This window comes from Aporhodopirellula rubra (genome assembly GCF_014192335.1).
GTDB lineage: Bacteria > Planctomycetota > Planctomycetia > Pirellulales > Pirellulaceae > Rhodopirellula > Rhodopirellula rubra.
This window is the reverse complement of record NZ_JACHXU010000021.1, coordinates 124,143-146,334: the sequence shown is the minus strand read 5'-3', so window position 1 is coordinate 146,334 and position 22,192 is coordinate 124,143. Positions and strand designations below refer to the sequence as shown.

At 55.3% G+C, this 22,192-nt stretch carries 15 protein-coding genes; 8 read left to right on the top strand and 7 right to left on the bottom strand.

The window, feature by feature from the left end; translation table 11 throughout:
• On the bottom strand, positions 1–213 hold a 213-nt coding region (locus FHS27_RS31720; RefSeq protein WP_184307682.1), incomplete at its 3' end, for a carbon storage regulator.
• A gap of 73 nt (positions 214–286) precedes the next feature.
• Between FHS27_RS31720 and FHS27_RS31455 the strand changes: the two genes are divergently transcribed.
• Together FHS27_RS31455 and FHS27_RS23740 are read left to right on the top strand one after the other, a co-directional pair.
• Positions 287–418 carry a hypothetical protein gene (locus FHS27_RS31455; RefSeq protein ID WP_261363955.1) on the top strand — a complete coding sequence of 44 codons (132 nt, stop codon included), beginning with the start codon at positions 287–289 and terminating at the stop codon, positions 416–418.
• 223 nt (positions 419–641) lie between these two features.
• Positions 642–5,675: a CheR family methyltransferase gene (locus tag FHS27_RS23740; RefSeq protein WP_184307679.1), complete on the top strand. Its 5,034-nt coding sequence runs from the start codon at positions 642–644 to the stop codon at positions 5,673–5,675.
• 179 nt (positions 5,676–5,854) lie between these two features.
• On the opposite strand, the gene FHS27_RS23735 is transcribed toward FHS27_RS23740, so the two are convergent.
• Entirely contained in the window at positions 5,855–6,463 is a 609-nt protein-coding gene (locus tag FHS27_RS23735; RefSeq protein ID WP_184307677.1) for a class I SAM-dependent methyltransferase, read from the bottom strand.
• A gap of 203 nt (positions 6,464–6,666) precedes the next feature.
• Between FHS27_RS23735 and FHS27_RS23730 the strand changes: the two genes are divergently transcribed.
• Positions 6,667–7,356 carry a hypothetical protein gene (locus tag FHS27_RS23730; protein ID WP_184307675.1) on the top strand — a complete coding sequence of 230 codons (690 nt, stop codon included), beginning with the start codon at positions 6,667–6,669 and terminating at the stop codon, positions 7,354–7,356.
• A 9-nt stretch (positions 7,357–7,365) separates the two neighbouring features.
• Here the strand turns inward: FHS27_RS23730 and FHS27_RS23725 are convergent, their stop codons facing one another.
• The 3 genes from FHS27_RS23725 to FHS27_RS23715 all read right to left on the bottom strand — a co-directional run bounded on the left by FHS27_RS23725 (position 7,366) and on the right by FHS27_RS23715 (position 12,360).
• Positions 7,366–7,722 carry a response regulator gene (locus tag FHS27_RS23725; RefSeq protein WP_184307701.1) on the bottom strand — a complete coding sequence of 119 codons (357 nt, stop codon included), beginning with the start codon at positions 7,720–7,722 and terminating at the stop codon, positions 7,366–7,368.
• A gap of 86 nt (positions 7,723–7,808) precedes the next feature.
• Positions 7,809–10,469 carry a response regulator gene (locus FHS27_RS23720; RefSeq protein ID WP_184307673.1) on the bottom strand — a complete coding sequence of 887 codons (2,661 nt, stop codon included), beginning with the start codon at positions 10,467–10,469 and terminating at the stop codon, positions 7,809–7,811.
• Positions 10,459–12,360 (bottom strand): AI-2E family transporter, encoded by a 1,902-nt coding sequence (locus tag FHS27_RS23715; RefSeq protein WP_184307671.1) that lies wholly within the window; start codon positions 12,358–12,360, stop codon positions 10,459–10,461. Before FHS27_RS23715 ends, FHS27_RS23720 begins: the two co-directional genes overlap by 11 nt.
• A 171-nt stretch (positions 12,361–12,531) precedes the next feature.
• Here FHS27_RS23715 and FHS27_RS23710 point away from each other — a divergent pair, with 171 nt between their 5' ends.
• Positions 12,532–13,134, top strand: coding sequence for a chemotaxis protein CheB (locus FHS27_RS23710; protein ID WP_184307669.1), 603 nt, complete (start codon positions 12,532–12,534; stop codon positions 13,132–13,134).
• Between the two features lie 25 nt (positions 13,135–13,159).
• On the opposite strand, the gene FHS27_RS23705 is transcribed toward FHS27_RS23710, so the two are convergent.
• Together FHS27_RS23705 and FHS27_RS23700 are read right to left on the bottom strand one after the other, a co-directional pair.
• The gene (locus FHS27_RS23705) at positions 13,160–13,342 is read right to left on the bottom strand and encodes a hypothetical protein (RefSeq protein ID WP_184307703.1); all 183 of its coding nucleotides are present in this window, start codon (positions 13,340–13,342) and stop codon (positions 13,160–13,162) included.
• Between the two features lie 22 nt (positions 13,343–13,364).
• On the bottom strand, positions 13,365–13,517 hold the full coding sequence (locus FHS27_RS23700) for a DUF3309 family protein (RefSeq protein ID WP_184307667.1): 153 nt from the start codon (positions 13,515–13,517) through the stop codon (positions 13,365–13,367).
• Positions 13,518–13,801: 284 nt separating this feature from the next.
• Here FHS27_RS23700 and FHS27_RS23695 point away from each other — a divergent pair, with 284 nt between their 5' ends.
• The 4 genes from FHS27_RS23695 to FHS27_RS23680 all read left to right on the top strand — a co-directional run bounded on the left by FHS27_RS23695 (position 13,802) and on the right by FHS27_RS23680 (position 22,120).
• Entirely contained in the window at positions 13,802–14,527 is a 726-nt protein-coding gene (locus FHS27_RS23695; RefSeq protein ID WP_184307665.1) for a proteasome-type protease, read from the top strand.
• Between the two features lie 240 nt (positions 14,528–14,767).
• A complete protein-coding gene (locus FHS27_RS23690; protein ID WP_246420723.1) occupies positions 14,768–16,105 on the top strand; it encodes an IS110 family transposase in 1,338 nt (445 codons plus the stop codon).
• A gap of 746 nt (positions 16,106–16,851) precedes the next feature.
• Positions 16,852–17,568 (top strand): transglutaminase-like domain-containing protein, encoded by a 717-nt coding sequence (locus tag FHS27_RS23685; RefSeq protein ID WP_184307663.1) that lies wholly within the window; start codon positions 16,852–16,854, stop codon positions 17,566–17,568.
• Between the two features lie 103 nt (positions 17,569–17,671).
• Complete coding sequence (locus FHS27_RS23680) at positions 17,672–22,120, top strand: CheR family methyltransferase (protein WP_184307661.1); 4,449 nt, start codon at positions 17,672–17,674, stop codon at positions 22,118–22,120.
• Positions 22,121–22,192 lie beyond the last annotated feature (72 nt).

Sequence of the window (22,192 nt, the reverse complement as noted above, 5' to 3'; positions counted from 1 at the left end):
CTCCGGTGATGCCGCACCATCTCTCCTGCCAAAAATATCTGAGCCAAGCGCCCCTGCTGCCGCCTGATTCATTGAACCGGGCTGTGAACGGTTACCTTTCGGGGCAACGACGCCGAGAGACGCTCGAGACCCGTTGATTTTAAGGACCTCGACCGAAATACCGAGGGATGGAAAAACGATCCGATCGTTTTGGCCACGCGAAAGAACCAACATAGCAAGCTCCTTTTGCCTTTGAGGCGGGTAAAATGCTCGCCCTCGCCGCTACTCCGTGCGTTGAGGACGAACGATGAAAGAAGCTTCCTTGCTCCGCATTCATTCGTGGTTTGTATCACTCGAGGCCGCGATTCGCATTCGCGATTTAGTACGGCAGTGGATTGGCATCAATAATGCAATCCTTGGTCACCGCCGAGACGTGTGATTCTGACGCTTGGTCGCAATTCAATAAACCCCAATGTAATGGAAGTTGCGGGATTCGCTCGATTGGCCTATTGCCGACCATTGCGGTCGGCAATCGACCAGCGGCTTGCTGTCTCAGACGCAGAAGCGGCGTCGACGACTGACAAAGCTTAACGAAGAGAACTTTGCAAAACGAATGCATCGGGGGAGATTTTCTCCCCCACCAACAAAGCCTGACATTTAATATGACCGAACATTCCGATTCTGATCCCGCGTCGAACTGCCCCGACGATTCCGCTACCGCGGGTTTGGCAGACCAACCCGCGTCGCCGAACAATGGTTGCGAGTTCCACGTCTGCACGCTCGGCGCGTCCGCAGGCGGGCTAGAGCCTCTGCAGGTATTTTTCGCAAGTGTCCCGAATGACTTGGGCGTTGCGTACGTTGTGATCCAGCACCTATCGCCCCAGCATGAAAGCCGAATGCCTGAGTTACTTGCTCGGGTGACGGACATGCCAATCGCAATCGTCCGTGAATCAGAGGACGGAGTGCAGGTTGAGGCAGATCATGTCTATCTGATTCCACCGGGCAAAGAGATGGTGATGCAGAATCGGCGCCTGTTCTTGGCGGACCGTTCTGATGAAGATCAACTCTCGCTGCCAATCGACCACTTTCTTTTGTCGATGGCTCAGGATCAGGGCCGCTTCGGCATTGCGATGATTTTGTCTGGCACGGGTGGCGACGGGTCGGCGGGCATCGTGGATGTTCATCGCACCGGCGGGCTGGTGATGGCCCAGGACCCTCGATCTTGCAAGTTCGACAGCATGCCGGAAAGAGCGATTTCCACTGGACTTGTCGATGTGGTTCTTCCGCCAGCCGATCTGGCCGATGCGTTGGTTCGCTACGTTCGGCAATCACTTTCTCGCGAACAGGTCGAGCAATTGGAGATGACGGGGGATGGCGACCCCGCGAGTCACGCAATCCTGGAACGATTACGTGAGCACTCGAAAATTGACTTTTCGATCTACAAGCCGGAGCAAGTCCTTCGTCGGATCCTGCGACGCCAGCAACTAATCGGTCAGGATTCGCTTGAGGCATATGCGGACCTGATCGACGCGGACGCGCAGGAGCGTGACTCGCTGTTGGCGGACTTGCTCATTGGTGTGACGACTTTCTATCGCAATCGTGAAGCGTTTGAGATCCTGCAACACGAGGCCCTTACTAAAATTTTGGCGGGAAAGAGTGACGACGCCGAAGTCCGTATCTGGGTCGCTGGTTGCGCGACAGGCGAAGAGGCGTACACGATTGCTTTCATGCTTGATGAAGCAATCGAACGCCTTGAGAAGAAGGTGCGCTTCAAGCTCTTTGCGACAGATGCTCATCGTGCCGCCATCGACAAGGCGGCCGTGGGAGTGTTTACGAAGGAGGCGGTGCAGGTATTACCGCAGGACAAGATTGACAAGTATTTCATCGAGCATAACGAAACATACCAGGTTGTCCCGCGGATTCGGCAGCGGATCGTATTCGTCCAGCACGACCTGATGAAGGATGCCCCGTTTACGCGGATGGATTTGGTAACGTGCCGCAACTTGTTGATCTATCTGCAACCACCCGCCCAAACGAAGTGCTTAGCACTCTTTCATTTCGCACTGGCGACCGGCGGATTCTTGTTTCTCGGATCGAGCGAGACGATTGGTGAACTGGAGGAAGAATTCGATGAGGTTAACGCTCGCTGGCGGTTGTTTCGCAAACTGAAGGACGTGCAGTTGGCGGCTAACCGCGCCGAGGCGAAGCGGCACGCTCTGAGCATCGCGGGTCACCCGAACAGGCCAGCAGACTTTGCGTTTGGCACTGGCAGGGGAACCAGTCGTACTGGATCGCTGCGATCGCCAAAGTTGCCCGAAACACATCTGCAGAAGGCTTACGATGCGATTCTTGAATCCGTTTTGCCGGCCGGCTTTTTAATCGACGGAGATGGGCGTTTGTTGCACACGTTTGCCGGTGGTGGCGAGTTCTTGCAAATGCAATCGGGGCGGCATTCAGACTTGCTAGTTGACATGATTCGCCCCGATTTAAAGCCATCATTAGGAGCCGCTATTCAACATTGCCAAAGAGACAAGGATCAAGTCGTCTATTCGGGCATCACGATGGGATCGGTTGCGTTGGGCAACGCACGGGTATTGGATTTGACGGCGAAACCGGTCGTCAAAGATGACCGTGGCGTGTCCCTGATGATCGTTTCGTTCGAGGCGGCTGATTCGGTCACACCGGGGCAATCCACGACGGCACGCGTCGACGTTTCTCAGCAAACCTCGGATAGTTTGTCGGTCTTACAGAACGAGCTTTCCTTCACTCGCGAAAATCTGCAAGCAACCATTGAGGAACTCGAATCGAGTAACGAGGAACTTCAGGCAACCAATGAAGAGATGGTATCCAGCAACGAGGAGTTGCAAAGCACGAACGAGGAACTTCAGTCGGTTAATGAGGAACTGCATACGGTAAATGCGGAATATCACCGCAAAATTGCTCAGTTGCAGGACGCCGATGATGACATGGACAATCTGCTACGGGCCAGCGAGGTGTCGGTCTTGTTTCTTGACAAAGATCTTTGCATTCGTCGATTCACCCCCAACTTGGCATTGCAGTTTGGGCTGCGAACGGTCGACATGGGGCGGCCAATTACCAGCTTTCAAACTCCGTTCGTTCCAGAGCGGTTGCTAGACGCGTTTCGTGGTGTGCTGGATGAACGGACGTCAGTCGACCAAGAACTTGAACTCCCTGACGGCCGCGTCTTCTCCGTTCATGTGACACCCTTCGATTCTTCCACTATTGCTGACGGGGTCGTTGTGAACTATGTGGATTCAACTAACATCCGACAGAAGGAGGACGCCGCGAAACGTTGGGCGTCGATCGTTGAATCGACCGCCGATTGTATCATCGCGATGGATCTGGCCTGTTCGATCACGCAGTGGAATCCCGCCGCGACGTCGCTGTATGGTTGGAGTCACGAAGAAGCGATCGGCCGAAATTTTTACGACTTGGTTGTGCCACGCGAAGAACGAGGCACAATGGCGATGCGTATCGAACAGGTTCGTAGCGACCAAGTATCGACACAATTGGATTCCGAACGTGTGACCCGTGATGGCACTCGTTTGGACATCATGGCTAGGTTGTCGCCGGTATTCGGTAGCCATGGCATCGTCGGTATTTCGTCCATTGAGCGTGACATTACATCCTATAGACGACAATCACGACTAAGAAAGTTCGAGGAACAGGTTCGGGCAAATTCGTTTGTCGATGGCAAACGCCGTGAAGGGTGGCGTGAATTAGCGGACGTCGCATCGGAAACGATGAAATCGCGATGTCTGTGGATTTGGCGAGTGGACGGCTTGACGGGCGAGCTGAATGACGAGTTTTCCAGCTTTGGCGACTTTGAAGATCAATGGCTCAAAGACAACCGACTGGACTTGCCGAACCTTGCAGCGAGGGTGCGTGCGACTGGGAAACAGGTCCAGCGTGCCATTCAGAAGGCTCCACCGCCCGCCGCTTCACAAGACAGCGCAGGCGACAATCGGCGGAACCACGATCCGGGGCGGCCATGGCGATTGATTCTTAAGCCGTTGATTCATAAAGAAAATTGCGTTGGTGTCATCGGTGTGTTGGTGGCGATTCCAGAAAACGAGGAATTGGATGAAGTTCGTTCGACTTTGATGGCGGTAGCAAAGTCGTTGGCTATTCAGATTTACGACGACAATCGACTCGAAGAGCTCATCCGAATTTCCGACATTGTCGAAAATGCGAGCGATTTCATAGGCACTTGCGATGCTTTGGGCCGCATGATGTCGATCAACCGGGCTGGCCGCTTGCTGACCGGAATGGGGCTCGACGAGGATTTGTCTGGCGTCACCATCGGCGATTTGCACTCGCCCGAATCACGAGACCGCGTGATGACCGAAGGTGTTCCCGATGCAACACGAACGGGGCACTGGAATGGGGAGACCGAATTGGTCGATCGTAAGGGCAATCGTTTACCCATTTCGGAACTCATTACATCGCACCGCGACGAAGTCGGACGCGTTCGCTATTTTTCGATCATGGGGCACGTCATCAGCAACGAAAAGGGCGTCCAACGACGACTTGAAGAGCTGATTCGTGAAACGCGTCAGGTTAGCGACATGAAGACCACCTTCTTGGCGAACGTCAGCCATGATGTCCGGACGCCGATGACCTCCGTGATCGGAATGGCCGAATTGTTGATCGAGCAGAAGCTAACGCCGGAGCAGGAAGCCATGGCGGTGTCGATCCGCGACAGCGGCCTCTTCGTGACCACGCTTCTAAATGACCTGATGGACTTATCAAAGGTTGAATCCGGCAAACTCGCCATCAATGCTGTGCCCACGGATCTGCAAAGCCTGTTGCAGGAAATCGAGCGAGCGTTTGCTCCCGTAGCGGCTGGTGTCGGTCTGCGGTTCGTCGTTGAACTGAGTGAGTTACCGTCGATGCTTGTGTCGCTGGACCCCACCCGTGTACGCCAAATCATCGAAAACCTAATCTCCAACGCAATTAAGTTTACGGACGAAGGCGAAGTTCGCCTCGAGACAACGTCGGAGAACGAACGTCTGTCAATCCGCGTCATTGACTCGGGTGTTGGAATTGAAAATTCAATGCTCAGCAGTGTGTTCGATCCTTACACACAATCCTCACCCACTTCGACGCGGCGAGTGCGAGGCGCTGGCCTGGGTTTGGCGATCAGCCGTCGTATTGCCGAACGGATGGATGGTGAACTACTGGTCGAAAGCGAAAGAGGCGTGGGCAGTCGATTCACGCTCCGCTTGCCGGTCAATGCTGCCGTCGCGTCCGATGCGGATCAAAGTTCAAGCGACTTTGACTATCCGGCCGCCGAGAAGCCGCTTGCTGGTAAACGAGTCTTATTGGCCGAAGACACGCGCGGAATCCAGTTTCTGGTCGAAAAAATTCTCTCGCGTGAGGAAGTCCAGGTGGACGTCGTCGACAATGGGCGGTTGGCAGTCGATCGCATTCAGGCCCAGGCCAGCATTTACGACGCATTAATCCTTGACATGCAGATGCCGGTTTTGGATGGTTACCAAGCTGCTCGAGAGATAAGAGAACGTGGCGTCAAGTTACCTATCATTGCGATGACAGCCAGTACGATGCAGGAAGAACAGACAGCCAGCCTCGACGCGGGGTGCGACCGCTTTGTCCCCAAGCCCATCGACCAAGCCGAACTGCTGACCGTGCTGTGGCAATTAATTCGCGACTAAATCGCCGTCGCCGACCTTGCAAGCTTCACGCGACGCCGTTCATAGGCAAAGTCCAGTTCAAGTATGGAACGGCGAATCGGCCAGAAAGTTCTCGGCCTCTTCTGCACCGCTTAGGATACTGCGTTGGCACTGTGTGTTGATGCCAGTCAACGTACCTCCTCTCGCGCGGAAGGCTTGAATCACTTGAGCGATGTTGGCTTCGTCCATGTGAAGACCCGTAACGGCGGAAAGTTGAACCAAACTATTTTAGAATTAGGCTCGCCAAAATGCGGTCGAGCAAAATGGGCAACATCACGTCGGAATTGATAAGCAACAAACGTCCCACCGTCGGCCAAATTGCGATGGATCGACTTGATCAGGTCGAAGGCAACTTGTTGCGAAAGGCACGAGAATGGGATCCCCGATACGATGACATCCGGCGACGTCATCTCATGCATCAACAGCAATCGCCCCAGACCGACGACGTCGTCATTCTCGACGATCAAACGAGGGTCGCCAATCGCTTTAAGCGGTCCGATGAAGTTCGCAGCCTTCTCAATCGCAAGCACTCGGCAATTCGGACTGGCGGAGGAGAGCAGCGCCTCCGTGGTCCCGCCCGTTCCCGGCCCAAGCTCGACAATTTTAGATGCCTCACGAACGCAGCTACGATCGGCAATCCGCCGGGTCAATGCCGAGCTGCTGGGCACCAAAGAAGCGACTTGAGAGGGCTTGCGAATCCATTCCAAGAACACGGCAGTCGCGTGTGCCCAATAGTTGCGGCGATCAAGGGATTCTGTGTGTACGTTCATCGTTGATGCTGCTTCGATGGTGGGCGGGCGAGAACCGAATTAGCTTGGTTGAAAAGCCACTCTACGCGATATGATTCAGCGGACGTAAGCGATTGCCGTGCCAAAAATTTTTGCCACTGATGTTAATTGACATGGCACAGTGATTGCCCTGTCCGGTTGAGATCCGCGTCCACGCTCAATCGCCCACCAACGAACCCACGGCAATGACAACAATCGACCGATCGGCAAAAAAACTCGCGTTTATTGCAATCGCAACGGTGATTGCTTTCTCTGGTATGGCGGTGGTCGCCTGGAACCTCGCATCGGTCGAGCATTCCGCAGACGGGAACCATTCAACGAACTTTATCGTTGACTGCGACTATGAAAAATTTCGGCAGATCATGGTGCGTAAGAATGCAACGCGGGCGATGATCGACCAGGTTGGTATGAAGTTGATTGACGAAACCATGGACGATCTGCAAGTGGACACCAGCGGTGACGAACGCCCTCTGCTCAATGCGATCCGCGGGAAGTCCAAGTCCGATTTGTCAGCCGTGAAGCGAATCACGGTCGAACTGAACGATCCGGCGATTGACGCGACGGAATTGAAACTCGAACAGCATGCGGATGTTGGAACCGAATCCATGATGGTCGAAACCAAGTCTACCGCTCCGGCGGGAAATCTGAAGAGATATCAAACCAACCTTACCGCTCGCGGCGATGGTGTGAAGACCATCGTCGAAGTGGAGGTCCGTATAGAAGTCGTCGTCAAGGTGCCGAAGATGTTTACCGAGCGTGCAGATGATGAAGTGCAACGTTCCGCAAAGAACGCTGTCGAAGAGCAAGAGAAGTCTCTGAAAGCGTTCGTCGCCGAACATGCGGACCAGCGATTGATCTTGCCGGAATTGAAGTAGCCGAGCGGCTTAACCAAGCAGTTTTTCGATCAGGCAGAGAAGTTCGTCCAGTTCCACGGGTTTCGTGTGATAATCCGTGCAGCCCGCTTCAATGGCCCGTTCACGGTCACCGTTCATGGCGTGAGCGGTGAGGGCGATGATGGGTACCGAGTTCCCCGCGGTGCGTATTTGACGGGTTGCTTCCCAGCCATCAAGAACGGGCATGTTCATGTCCATCAGCACGATGTCGGGTTCATCGGTTTCCGCTTGAGCAACCCCTTCGCGGCCTCCAACGGCGACAGTGACGTCAAAGCCACGGCGTTGCAGACGTCGGGCGAGTACGTCACGGTTGTCTTCGTTATCGTCGACGATCAGGATTCGTGGCATGGTGGTTCCGAGTTGGGTTTGGTTCATCGTTGGAAGCGACGCCGACGGGGAGATTCGTAGGGCGAAGCCTCGTCTTCGGCGTCGGGTCAGACGGTTGGTGTTGGCTTTGCCACGGATTGGACAATTCGGCGAACTTCGTCGAGAAAGCGATGACGGTCCAAGCCACTCTTGGCAAGCACTCTTTCAACGCCGCCGGCGAGCCGCTCGCGATCGTCGTTGGTCAGTTCTTTGGCGGTCATCACGACCACCGGCACATTCTGCCACAACGGATTGCTTTTGAGGATGTCCAGAAACTCAAAACCATCCATCGTCGGCATCATCAGGTCCAGCAGAATGACCGACGGAATTTTTTCGTGCATTCGGTCGACGGCGTCGGCGCCATGAATCGCTTGCACGATGTCCCAGCTTTGCGTGCTGAGCGTCCGCTGGATTGCCCGTCGAGTTGGTTCATCGTCGTCGACGATCAAGACGGTGCCTTCACCATCACGGAGATATTTTTGCAACATGGAGAGCAAGCGATCACGGTTTACAGGTTTGACTAAATACTCCGACGCGCCAAGCATAAAACCGAGGTCACGATCGTCTTGGACCGATTGCATCACGACGGGAATATCGGCCAGTTCATCATCCGCCTTAAGTGTGCTGAGCACGGACCATCCATCCACCTTCGGCATGTTCACGTCCAGGATGATTAAATCAGGCCGATGCTCGCGAGCCTTGAGCAATCCGTCTTCACCATCCATTGCCGTGATCGGGCGAATGCCTTCGTTAATCAAAACGCGAGTCAGGATGTCGCGAACAGCCGGATCATCGTCGATCACCAACACAACGCTCGCTCCCTCGTTTCCAACCATGCTCATTTCGGCAGTCGGAGCGGCGTTCTCCATCGGCGAAACCGCCTGCGGCGTACTGTTAAGCTTGGTGGGCACGGTAACCGTGAACGTGGTTCCCTCGCCCTTGACGCTCGCGACGCTGACGTTGCCAAGCATCAAATCGGTGAAACGTTTAATGATCGCCAGTCCCAAGCCTGTGCCGCCATACTTTCGGGTTGTCGACGCGTCCGCTTGCATGAACGGCTGAAACAGTCGATCGACCTGTTCTTCTGTCATCCCGATTCCGGTGTCTTCGACGTCGATGATCAACTTGTTTTGCTCGACGTTCTGCCCCACTCTCACCGTGATCTTTCCGTCTTCGGTAAACTTGCTGGCGTTGGCTAGCAAGTTGTAGAGCACTTGGCGAAGCTTGGTTACGTCGCCTTGAATTTCGTCAACACCATCGAAAATTTCAAAGTGAATCACGTTGCGGTTCTTCTCGACAAGCGGCTCCACCGTCGCGATGACTTCTTCGATCATTTTCGGAACTGAAAACTGCTCGGCGAAGACTTCCATCTTGCCCGCTTCAACTTTGGACAGGTCCAAAACCCCGTTGACCAATTCCAACAAGTGCTTTCCCGCAAAACGGATGCGTTTTAGGTCGGGAATGAAGCTGGGCACGTTGTGATCTTCGGCTTCCTCGGCCAGCAATTCGCTGTACATGATGACGGCGTTCAGCGGCGTGCGAAGTTCATGACTCATGTTGGCCAAGAATTGCGATTTCGATTCGTTGGCTGCCTCGGCGAGTTCCTTCGCTTCGCGTAGCTCGTTCTGGGAGCGCAACCGCGCCGAGATGCCGGCGAACGTAACGACGGCACCTTCTATCAGTTCCGAATCTACGCCAGTGCCACGCAGCGGGAACGACGAGTACTCAACCGGTACGGATTTGCCATCGAGTCTCCAGAACACTTCGTCGTCGACGCGGCAACCATCTCCGGTCCGCATCGAACGGTAGATCGGGCACTCCTGCAATTCATACACGGTCCCGTCGGGTTTGGCATAGTGGACCACCGCGTGCATGTCTTTGTCCTGGAAATCTGCTGGCTTACCGCCTAGCAGTAGAGCACCTGCACGATTAATGAATGTGCATCGACCGTTCGCGTCGATGCCATAGATGCCTTCGCCGGTCGATTCGAGCAGTCGTTGGTTGTACCTCGCCAATTCGTCTTTCTCGCGATGGTGTCGCCGTTCCGACGTCGTCGACAGATCGCTTAGTCGCCAGTGCCGACGAAGCAATAGGTACGTGCCTACGACGAGGGCAGTGGCGAGTAAAGTCGACGCGATCACGGCCCAGCGAGTTTGCCACATCATGCTCCGATAATTCTCCGTTCGCTCGACCAAAAGCTTCCGTTCGGCTTCGTTCAATTCTGCGACGCGATCGCGGATCTCACGCATCAGAGATGAGTCATTCCTCAACGTCTGCGAACGCCAAAGGTCATCTTCCGCCGAGATGGAATCTGCGGATGCATAGGTTGACATCGAGAGGATTTTCGGTTCGATCAGTGCCGACAGCTCCCTCATCCGTGCATGCTGGACAGCGTTGTCCTTGGTTTGTTCGAGCAAGGCTGCTTCGTGTTCGCGAGCGTCCACGATCGAGGTCTGGTATTCATCGCGGTAGCGGTCTTCGTTGGTCAAGTAGAATGCTCGGGCCGTCGATTCTGCCTCGGATAAGTCTGACGAGAGCGCTTCCAGAGACGCAAGCACCTCGCGGGTATGAACCACCCACTCGGCCGAATCCGCAAACTCACGCACGTTGCGATAGGTCGCCAGTCCGGTGAGCAGCAACATCGCTAGCGCGATCATTAATCCGGTCGGGGCGAGCCAACGCGTCCAATCTCGGCCCAGCTTTTCGAGTGGAGTTGTATTAGCCGGCATGGGTCACCCCTTCACGCACGTCGTCGCCATTTGGTGATTCGATCAACGTCTCGATTTGCGTTTCCAACGCATCTTGACGGAGCATTTCGATTTGGTGGACAGCTTGACCAAGCGAAGTGGTCAGGTAACTGGCTCCGTCGCCGCGTAGTTCCACTAACAGCTCGTCATAATCGGCGATCTCGCCGAGATAAACGACCACGATGTGGGAACGCTGTGATCGACGCCGCGTCTCTTCGCACATGAATTTCAGCTGCGGCAAACCGCCCGGCGGCATGACCGTTAGCAACACGACATCAGGCTGCTCTGTCTCGATTTGCTGTAAGACGCGTGACGGAAGCTGTTTCGTCGTAAAGCAATGCGTGTGGCAAGTTGCATTTTGCAAGTGCTGCAGCATCGACAGCACGATCTGTTCAGATTCGTGGTGAACGGGATAGCCGAGCACGCGATACAAATTCTCGGTTAGCGTCTCGCCGTCATGGGCATCCTCAGCTTTGGCGACTTCCGCTCGCGTGGCTTCCCAAATGAATCTTTCTTCCTCGGCAGTGATGTTCCCATCCGAACGCTCTCGCCGCGTCCATTGCAGAGCCGGCACGAGAACTTCCTCAAATGCGTTTTCATCCCCATTTTCCTGACGATAGGCTTCGACGACCGACGTTGCTCCCTTGGCATCGTTGGCCAGGAGACGTTGAAAGTACTGCAGTCGTGCATCTAAGGTCGGTTGCTCGGCGAGCAATACTTTCAAGAATCGCAGGTTGGGCAGGTGCTGACCCAGCACGACCAAGCAAACCGTCAGAGGCGTCGACAACAGCAGCCCAATGGGACCCCAAACCCAAGCCCAGAACAACGCCGCGATCAAGAGTGCAATCGGCGTTAGTCCGGTTGTCTTTCCGAACACGATCGGTTCGATGATGTTGGCAGTAATCAGTTCGGAAACGGCGAAGAATACCAACACATAGGCCGGCTGCGACCAACCGCTGGATGTCGCGATGCTGATCAGCAACGGAAAGAGCACCGAAGCAGGGCTTCCCAAGAACGGAATGAATCGAAAACACAATGTCAGGAATCCCCACAGCGCCGCGTAGGGAACGCCCAGCAGATAAAGCCCGATGCCAAACCAGATTCCGAAGCTGGCGTTGACGACCAGTAGGTAAAGCAAGAATTTGCTGACGCGATCCGCGGTGTCGACCATCAAGCGAGTCGTGCCGGTCAGTGCCTTGTCGCCGATCAGCGAAATCATTCGGTAGCGAACGTCTTCGCGGCAGATCATCAAGAACATCACAAGCACAATGATCAAAGCGGCGGTCGCCATCGGTTCTACGACGGGAAGTAGGATGTCCGACGCTGCCGCGATGCGTCCGTCTTCGGCAGCGGCGACGATGATGGTTGACGGTGCTTCCTCGCTCAAGTCGTCGTCTTTGCTCATTCCCCCGTCAAGGTTCGCTCGTGCCGCTTCAGCGTTGACACCCTCCTCGGGAAACAACTCTTGGAACATGTCTGTCAAACGTGAAAACGTTGAATCCTCACTGACGCGAAGCGAAGCGATCTTCGATTTGATTTCTGTCTTATGGTTAGGAAGATCCGCGGCCAGGCTCTGGACCTGTGATACCAGTGCCCAACTCGCTAGAGCAATCAACCCAAAAGCAGCTCCGGTGGCGACGAGCACCGATCCGACGCGACCGATTCGGTAGCCCTGGATACTCCAACGTTCCAAAGTGATCGCCAACGGAGAGAGCACAAACGCCAACATCGCGCTCAGGGCGATCGGCACCAATACCGGTTTGGCAAAGTACAGGAGGGCCAGTACCATCAGCACCGTCGCCAGCGTGTAAAACACGATTGCGATTCCAGGCGGGGCGGCAAGTTTTGTTGTGGCGGGTCGGTTGCGTTTCACGGACGGTTACCTGGTTCGCTAAGATAAATGCATGTGAGGATGCGATAGTTGACCTCAATGCACCTCTCGTGCCGTTTCTAAAATCATCGGTCACCCGTCGAACCCGATGTCGGAAGCGAGTCTGCTACTGAAGACTCCACAGCGAACCGCGTCCATCAATCGGCAATTGCAATGACCACGAATGATTCCCCAAGTTCCAATACTAGCTTGATCGTTGCGATCGGGGCTTCGGCAGGGGGGTTCAAAGAGATCGTTACGATCGTCGAAGGTTTGCCTTGCTGGTTTGCCGGTACCCTGATCATCGCTACGCACCGCGAACCGAAGCACGAGAACGTGCTGGCCGACATTTTGGCGCGACGTGCGAGGATTCGCGTCGATGAGCCCGAAGACGAAGAATGTTTGGAATGCACGACGATTTACGTCGGGCACTCGGACGAAACAGTCGAGGTGGACGGTGATGAATTTGACGTCGAAGTCGATACATCCCGGTACGCACGGATGCATCGCATCGACGATCTGTTCAAGTCGGTAGCGGAAAGCGCAGGCAGAAACGCGGTCGGTGTGATCTTGTCGGGGATGCTCAGCGATGGCACCGAAGGCATGAGAGCGATTAAGAGCGCGGGAGGCCGTTGCATCATCCAATCGCCCAGCGACGCGGACTGCCCGTCGATGCCTCTTCATGCCTTGGCGGAAGTGGATCCCGTCTTCGTGGGCACCGCCGCCGAGATCGCGAGTTTTTTAATGGAACTGGCGCTCGACGAGACTTGCCATTAGGTCGATCAGCGACCAGTGCGGTTGATTAGCGTTCGACGTCGACAGTGATGCTGCCATCATCGACATCTTTTTCAACGGAGACCCCACCACCGCGCGGACCCTCTATCTCGACGACGGTTTCCTTGCGATCGCATCCCGTTTGCGCAACGAATACCGCCGCCAGGAATGACGTCATCAAGTAAATCGCGATTCGTGGCTTCGTGTTCATCGTTCTTCTTTCGTAGAGAGAGTCAGATCCGGCCCATCAACAACAAAACAATCAAAATCAGAGCGACCAAGCCGAGTCCACCACTGGGCCCATAACCCCAATTGCGACTGTGCGGCCACGCTGGGACAACGCCTAACAGCAACAGGATCAGAATGACAAGCAGGATGGTGGACATTGGATTGCCTTCGGGTGAATTGGAGGGGGCTGAGTCGTTTCCTCTCCTCTGACGCAAACGCTGGACCGCTTAGACCGATGCCTGCGAGGGGGCACACCGCCGATAAACCGGCCTGCGGCATCGCGTAAAGCGGTTTGGCGCGAGAAGTGCTTGTGGTGTTTTCAGAGAAAATACTTACCACTTCACTCTGTAACACAAGGCATTACGATGTACATCGGCGGCGGAATCCTCGGAACCATCCTGGTCATCCTGGCGATTATTTATCTTGCAAAGCGAGTCTAGACATGACGTTCTGTGTTGGAATCAAAGTCAACGAAGGAATCGTGGCACTTGCCGACACGCGGATCGTTCGTGGCAGTGAACAGGTCAACAAGCAGAAACTGGCTGAGTTCCAACTGGCAGGTTCTGCGCTGTTTACCATGACCAGCGGTCTGCGGTCGGTGCGCGACAAGACGTTGACTTATGTCGACGAAACACTCCGCGTGGAGGACGTTGTTCGGGATAGGCTGTATCAGTTCGCCAATCTATTCGGCAACCAGTTGCGGCGAGTCAAAGACGAGGATGGTCCATCGCTGGCGTCGACCGGTCATGCGTTCAACATGCACGCGATCATTGGCGGTCGTTTGTCTGCCGATCAGAGCCCTCAGCTTTTTTATATCTACCCAGAAGGGAATTGGGTCGAAGTCGCGTTCGACTCGCCTTACTTCATCATCGGCCGAACGTATTACGGCAAACCCATCCTGGATCGACTGTTAACCAGCCAAACACCGCTATCGTCTGCGATCGCGTTGGCTTTGCTGGCCTATGATGCAACCCGCACCAGTGTGACAGATGTTGACTATCCGGTTGACGTTGCCGTGCTTGGCAACCAAGACGCCACCCCTCGGTTTCATCGTTATACCGAAGCAGACCTTGCTGAAGTGATCCAGCATTGGACACAGGCTCTTTCCAATTCACTGCACTCCCTGCCCATGCAATGGGCTTCTCCACTCCTTCATCCACTCCAATGACACAAATTCAGATCGGCAGCACACTGACTTACGAAGTGAAGCAGCCCACCATTTTTCTGTTAAAGATCGCAGCGGCCTGGACGCAACATCAATTGGTCAATAAAGAATCCATGTAAGTCCGAGGTTTGATGGGTGGGAGTCATTCGTCCAAAATGACTGGCGACTCAAACCCGTGATCTGCGCAGCTTGCGGCTGCTTGTCACATTCAACTCCACCCACCAAACACAAGGATTCAAAGCAATGAAGATTCTCGCATTGGACCTCGGAAAATTCAACTCCGTCGCCTGCTTCTTTAACGCGAAAAATCGAAAAGCGAAATTTGTTACCACGCCCACCACGAGAGAACATCTCACGGCGATCTTCACGAATAACAAGGCCAACCTGGTCGTGATGGAGGCCTGTGGCCCTTCGGGATGGATTAACGATCTGGCCCAAGAACATGGGTTAAAAACGCTCGTTTGCAGCACCAATGAAGAAGCCTGGCGATGGGCCAACGTCAAACGTAAAACCGACCGCGACGACGCACTCAAACTCGCCCGCATGGCTGCCATGGGGGAACTCAAAGGCGTCCACACGCCCACGCCACAGCACCGTGAGTTTCGATCGCTCGTCAAGTACCGCAAGACTCTCGACAATCGAATCAACAAAACCAAAAACACCATCCGTGCCTGGTTCGTCAACCACGGCATCGAGATCGCATCAGGCGAGAAAGCTTGGCATACCGGGCGTGAGAAAATCAACTCGTTCTGCAAGCCTCTGGCTGACTGCGACGCGGACGAACTTTGGAAAGGCGAGCTCGACATTGAACTGACCATCCTCGACTCGCTCACCGAGCAACTCGCCGGAGTGGTCAAAAGGCTTGAGGCGATCGGAAAAACCGACGAGCGACTTCGACGCGTGCAAACGATCCCCGGTGTCGGTCCTCGCACGGCGGAGATCCTCGTCGCTTGTATCGACGACGCGCATCGCTTTGAAAACGGCAGACAAGTATCGGCCTACTTCGGACTCGTGCCACGTCAGTATCAATCCGGCGAAACTGACCGCAATGGGCGCATCACCAAACGAGGCAATCCACTGGCTCGAACGATTCTTGTCGAGTGCGCCTGGGCATCGTTGCGATACAACCCGTGGGCCAAAGGAGTCTACGAACGGATCTGTGGCAAGCAGAAAACCCGCAAGAAGAAAGCTGCGATCGCACTGGCTCGCAAGCTCGCCGTGATCGCCTGGGCGATGCTGCGTGACGAACGAGACTGGGATCCGAACAAGATGATTGACGTGACCAAGTCTTATGGAGGGAAACTGCCAATGGACGAAGAAGCATTGCGAACGATGCCCAAAAAGGAGTGTCGACACAAGCGTAAACGACGCTTGGCCAAAGAACGCCAAGCCGCCGAGCAAGCGAAGTTACATCCGTCAGCACCGGAGCGACCCAGGTCTGCCGACAAGAAGTCTTGCCGAGGAAAGAAGGCAGAGCCATCCGGTGCTAAGAAACCAATCACGCCGCGCTCCAAAACCACAAAGAACCCGCCTCCATCCTCGACTCGGAGGCGAGCAAGAAAGCCAGTATCGCGTACCTGATGCCTCGACATCGAAGTAACGAATCGGCCTTGTTCGCCTCTTTTGATCCTCGGTCGGTGGGACAACCAGTATGCGCTGCCTGATGTGAAGACATCGTCGTAACGAATCGGACCTGCCGGCTTTTTACAACAACCACTCCTGCAACCCTGAACCGCTGTCATTTCACCCGTCAATCCCGTCGACTGAACCAAAGGAACCTGCCGAAGCGAACACGCCCCAAGGACTAGACCCATCCATGTGTGCCCAACACCCACCTAGCCTGATGCCGACTGGCTCGATTTGGAGACTGGTTGCCCCCACGGCAATCGTCAGAGCTTTCGGACACATCGCCCTAAAGAATGTGTGGCACTTTTGGAATGAACTCTTACTGCTCAATTGAAGCCTCCAGGTAAGAGACAGCCTCACAAGATTCGGCCCAACAAGTGGCTTGAACCGTGTATGGATAACTGAGACAGCGTCGCCCGGAGCCATTAACTTCCGGGCCCTTTAGGACCAAAGAACGCTGAAAACTCGAATAGTCGTTTAATCAAGCTCCTTGGCATGTCCGAGAACAGCCGCAACATCGATCGAACTCCACTGGCGAGCCGACCGGTACCTTACGTCTGGGGTGTTGATCGGTCGCCACTTACGGGCGAGCGACCGATCAACACCCCAGACGACGGCACCTCACTCACTTCGGCAGACAAAAAAAATGTAAGAAAACCAACTCAACCCACTTGCCAATCTCGGACTTCATAGTCGAACGCATGACGTTCAATCCGCCGCTTGACGTGGAGCAGTGTCAGATCGGTCCGGAAGGCAACCGACTGCACCGCATCGTCGTCGAACCTTGCCAATTGTCGATTTCTTACGAGGCAACGGCTGACCTAAGACCTGACATTGAACGGCCGCGTGAAGTGGGTGAATCTCAGGCCTCGCAAATGCCGCCCGAGGTGCTGACGTACATGAACCCAAGTCGTTACTGCGAAAGCGACGTATTGGCGCGGTTCGCGTATGAGGAATTTGGACGTTTAAAGCCTGGCTTCACGCGTGCTCAAGCTATCTGCGACTGGGTATTCGAGCACCTGGAGTACACGCCTGGTAGCACGACGTCCACGACGACGGCGACGGACGTATTATTGCAGCGAACCGGCGTCTGTCGCGATTACGCTCACTTGGCGATTAGTCTTTGCCGTGGAATTGGAATCCCCGCCCGCTACGTCTCGGGTTACGCCGTTGACCTTCAACCACCGGACTACCACGGCTTCATGGAAGCGTTCTTGGATGGACAGTGGTATTTGTTCGATCCAACGCGGTTGGCATCGACGCTGGGCTTGGTTCGGATCGGTGTCGGGCGAGACGCGGCCGACGTGGCGTTCTGCACCCTGACAGGCAGCGCCACACTGTTGGAAAAGAACGTCTGGGCAAACTTGTTGGAAGATCCGTCGTGTCTAAGCAAGAATCCGGCGGTGTCAACGGCCTAGGCGCAAAACATGAGGACATTACCGCCGAAAGGGAGGCTACCATGAGCCCGTCACATGAGGATAATGAGTCGCTTCACAACTCGCCTCCCTGATCGACGATCCCATGTCAGCCTCCGATAACCAGTCTCCGCTTCAAATCGTCGGCGTTGGCTGCTCGTCGGCAGGGCTGGGGGATTTCCTGGATGTGCTGCGAGGGCTCGATGGCAGGCTGCCCCAGGCAATCGTTTTGGTGGTCAGCGAGACCGAGCCGTCTGAGAAATCTGTCTTGCAGCAGATTGAAAATCGTTGCCATTTTCCGATTAGCGAAGTGACCGATTCGGTCACGCTCGCGCCGGGACGAATTTACGTCGCCTCAGCAAAGACGAACTTGGAGCTCGATGGTGACAAAGTGGTGGCTCACCCTTGGACTGGCGACAATCCCCATTCGCCCGTCGATCACCTGTTTACCTCGATCGCAAGCCAGGCGAAACGAAACAGTGTCGGCGTGATCCTATCGGGTGCTGGAACCGACGGTACGCTCGGCCTGCGTGAAATCAGCGAAGCGGGCGGCACCACGATCGTTCAGTCGTCCAAGACCGCGTCGGAGCCGTCGATGCCTGAATCGGCCGAGTCGCTCGGCGTGGTGGACTACGTTCTGTCAACCAAAGAAATCAGCAGCGAGTTGTTGCAATTGGCCGAGCGGTCTGACGACGATCACAACGCCGATAACGCAGACTTGACTGAACAGATCATCGCTGCGATTCCGTTGATCACGGCCGCGATCGACAAGCATACCGATAACGATTTCAAACATTACAATACCACGACGCTCGTTCGCCGCATTCGCCGGCGGATCTCGGTTTTAAAAATCGAAAATGTCGACAGCTACCTCGAACTGCTGCAATCGTCTCGCGAGGAAGCTGCCAAGCTGTTTCGCGAGTTGCTGATCAGCGTGACGGAGTTCTTTCGCGATGCGGAATCGTTTGAGGCACTCGCCAGCAGCGTTCTAGCGAAGTGCATCGACGAACGAAGTGCGCAGGCAGCCGATGACAACGACGACCCGCTGCGAATTTGGGTCGCCGGATGCGCGACTGGCGAAGAAGCCTACACGGTCGCGATCCTGTTGCTGGAACAGATGAAGCGAATTGGCAAAACCATTCCCGTCCAGATCTTTGCCACCGACTTGGACGACCGAGCGTTACAGGTTGCGCGAGCCGGTGCGTACCCGATTGGTATTTCGGATCAGGTTTCTGATCAGCGGCTAAACGATTACTTCCACAAGCGAGCCAATCAATACTTCGTCAACAAAGAGGTTCGCAAGTTGGTCGTGTTCTCGGCCCATAACCTGATCAGCGATCCGCCGTTCACCAAACAAGACTTGATCCTGTGCCGCAACTTGCTGATCTACCTCGGAACGCATCTGCAACGCAAACTGATACCGCTGTTTCACTACGCTCTCAAGCCGACCGGGCATCTGTTCCTCGGTCCATCCGAGTCGATGTCGTCGCACAAAGAACTGTTCGCTGCGATCGACGTCAAGCATCGCATCTATCAACGCAAGTCGACGGCGATCTCCGGACCCAGCGTCAACGAAATGCCGGCGTTGAGTCTGGGCCGCTACTCCAGTCCAACGCATGAATCCGAGACGGAAGTCGATCTATTTCAGTATGGCCAGCGGATCATGCTGGACGAATTCGCCCCTCAGTGGGCAATCATCGACGATGAAGGGCGGATCCAAACTCTGTCCGCAGACACGTCGGCGTTCTTGCAGCTCACCGCTGGCGATTTCGAGAACAACATCATCAAGCTGGCTCATAGCGGCTTGAAACTCGGTCTGCGGGCGGCATTTTCCGAGGCCAAAAAGCATCGCCGCCGCGTCGTGTCAGAGAATCTGTCGATCCCCGTCGACGGCGGGTTGCAGCGAGTCAACATCACCGTGCAGCCAATGCCCGAGGCGGGCAACGGAACGAGCATGCACTTTGTGGTGTTCCAAAAAGCCGGCGAGCCGATGCACCGTGATGATGCGGTGGACGCCGACTGCGGAATATCGGGTATCTCGCAAGCGAAGGCGGGATCGCTGATCGACCATTTGGAAAGTGAATTGGCGGCAACACGCAATGATCTCGAACGCACCGTTCAAGAGTTGGAGACGGCTAACGAAGAACTGAAGTCATCCAACGAAGAATTGTTGTCGATGAACGAGGAGCTGCAATCGGCCAATGAAGAACTCAATACGTCGAAGGAGGAATTGCAGGCCAGTAACGAAACACTCGCCCGCAGCAACAGTGACTTGGAGAATTTGTTCCGCAGCAGCAACACGGCGACACTGTTCCTGGACAAGTCAAACTGCATTCGCAACTTCACTCCCGCGATGTCGGCGATCTATAACGTTCGCGAAGTTGACCTGGGACGGCCGTTGGTGGAATTAACCAGCAAGGCCGTCGCGATGTCGGCACTGCCAACGATGGAGCAACTGGCCGCCGATCCAGCAGCGGGCAACGAGACCATCGAAACGACCGATGGACGCTGGTTCATCCGTCGCGTCTTCCCCTATAAATCGGCAACGAAGGAAGCGGATGGCCTGATTTTGACCTTCTCGGACGTCACCGAACTGCGAGTCGGTCAACAACGGCTGGAAATGGCACTCAAGGGCGGCGATTTGGGTGCGTGGGATTTGGACTTGGTCGCCAATCAATCGTGGCGTTCACCACGTCACGATTCAATTTTCGGGTACGCCGAACCGCTTGCATCGTGGGGCATGGATTCGTTCCTGAAACATGTTCACGAAGACGATCGCGGCTGGATTCAAGATTTCCTGGAAAGCACAAGCGATCAACAGCACTGGGATTATGCCTGTCGCATCCGTCGCCCGGACGGCGAAGTTCGTTGGATCGAAACGCACGCCACGACCCTATTTAACGACGCCGGCGAAGCCGTTCGCATGTTCGGAACGGTGGCCGACATCACGAATCGCCGCCGTGACGAAGCCAAGCTAGCGGCGCTAGCTCAACAGGCGATCGACTCGTCGGCAAAGGCTCGCGCCTTCTTTGATCATAGCCGTTACTACGCCGGCGTGCTCACGCTCGACGGAGTGCTAACGGACGTCAATCAAACCGCGACAAAGATGTGCGGGTATGAACGGGCAAACGAGATCGGCAAACCGTTTTGGGAAACGTCGTGGTGGCGCGACTTGCCCGACATGCAAGCCGAAGTCAAAGACGCGGTCGCCGGTGCGGCTCGCGGCGAAGATTTCACCAAGAACATGAACTTCCGCATTGCCGACGGTAGCGTACGAATCACCGAATTCGTGCTGTCACCGATTCGCGATGACGATGGTGATGTGGTCTTCGTTTTGGCAACCGGCCAAGACATCACCGACAAGGTAAAGTTCCAGGAAGAACTGCAACGGCTGCGTCAACTCGCCGATGCTGCCAACCAAGCCAAGTCCGACTTCCTGGCCAACATGAGTCACGAAATCCGTTCGCCGATGACCGCGATCCTGGGCTTCGCAGAATTGTTGGAAGTCGAAAGTGCCGATGCAAAAGAGAAAGTCGAGACGATTCGGCGGAACGGGCAATTCTTACTGGAATTAATCAACGACATTCTGGACCTGTCGAAGATCGAAGCCGGAAAGATTGAGCTCGATCCGGTCACCTTCAGTCCCGCCAAGTTGCTCGAAGATGTTTCGTCACTGATGTCGGTGCGGGCGGTCGATTCCGGATTGGACCTCAGTGTCACTTATTCGGGTAACTTGCCAAGCAGCCTGCGAAGCGATCCCATCCGACTGCGTCAGGTGCTGATCAACTTGACCGGCAACGCGATCAAGTTCACGGACTCCGGCACCGTCAAGCTAACGATGTCCTACGACGAACGATCTTGCGAACTGCGTTACACGATCACGGACACCGGTATCGGCATGACGCCCGAGCAGCAACGTAAATTGTTTCGCCCGTTCTCCCAAGCCGATTCGTCAATCCTTCGTGAGTATGGCGGCAGCGGCCTGGGGCTTGCAATCAGTCAGCGACTATCGGAATTGCTAGGGGGCCGAATCGAAGTCACCAGCGAACTCGGCAAGGGAAGTTCGTTCACGCTGGTCATCCCGTGCGAGATGACGTCAGCGGAACCCGAGACCGCCGATCCAGTCCCGTCCCGCAATGGCAACGGCAGACTCGATGCACCACTTGATTCCGGCCCGCTTAACATCCGCGTCCTCGTGGTCGACGATCGCCGTGACATCCGGTTCCTGTCCCAGCACTTCGTCAAACAACTCGGCGGAGAAGTGATCACGGCGGAGAACGGCATCGAGGCACTGGAAGCCGTTGAAACCGAACAAGCGGCCGGTCGTAAGATCGACGTCGTTTTGATGGACGTGCAAATGCCCAAGATGGACGGCTTCACGGCCGTGCGTACGCTCCGCAGCCAAGGCTTCGACAAGCCTATCATCGCCCTGACCGCCAATGCGATGGACAGCGATCGCGACGCCTGCTTCGAGGCCGGCTACACCGATTATCTCAGCAAACCCATCGACGCCAAGAAACTGACCGAAGCGTTGCGAAGGCACTGCGGTTCGTAACCGTTAAACCCGACGCCGAAGTCCAGATTCTCCAATCTATCTCCTGATCTGCGGCGTCGGATGAAGCAAGAC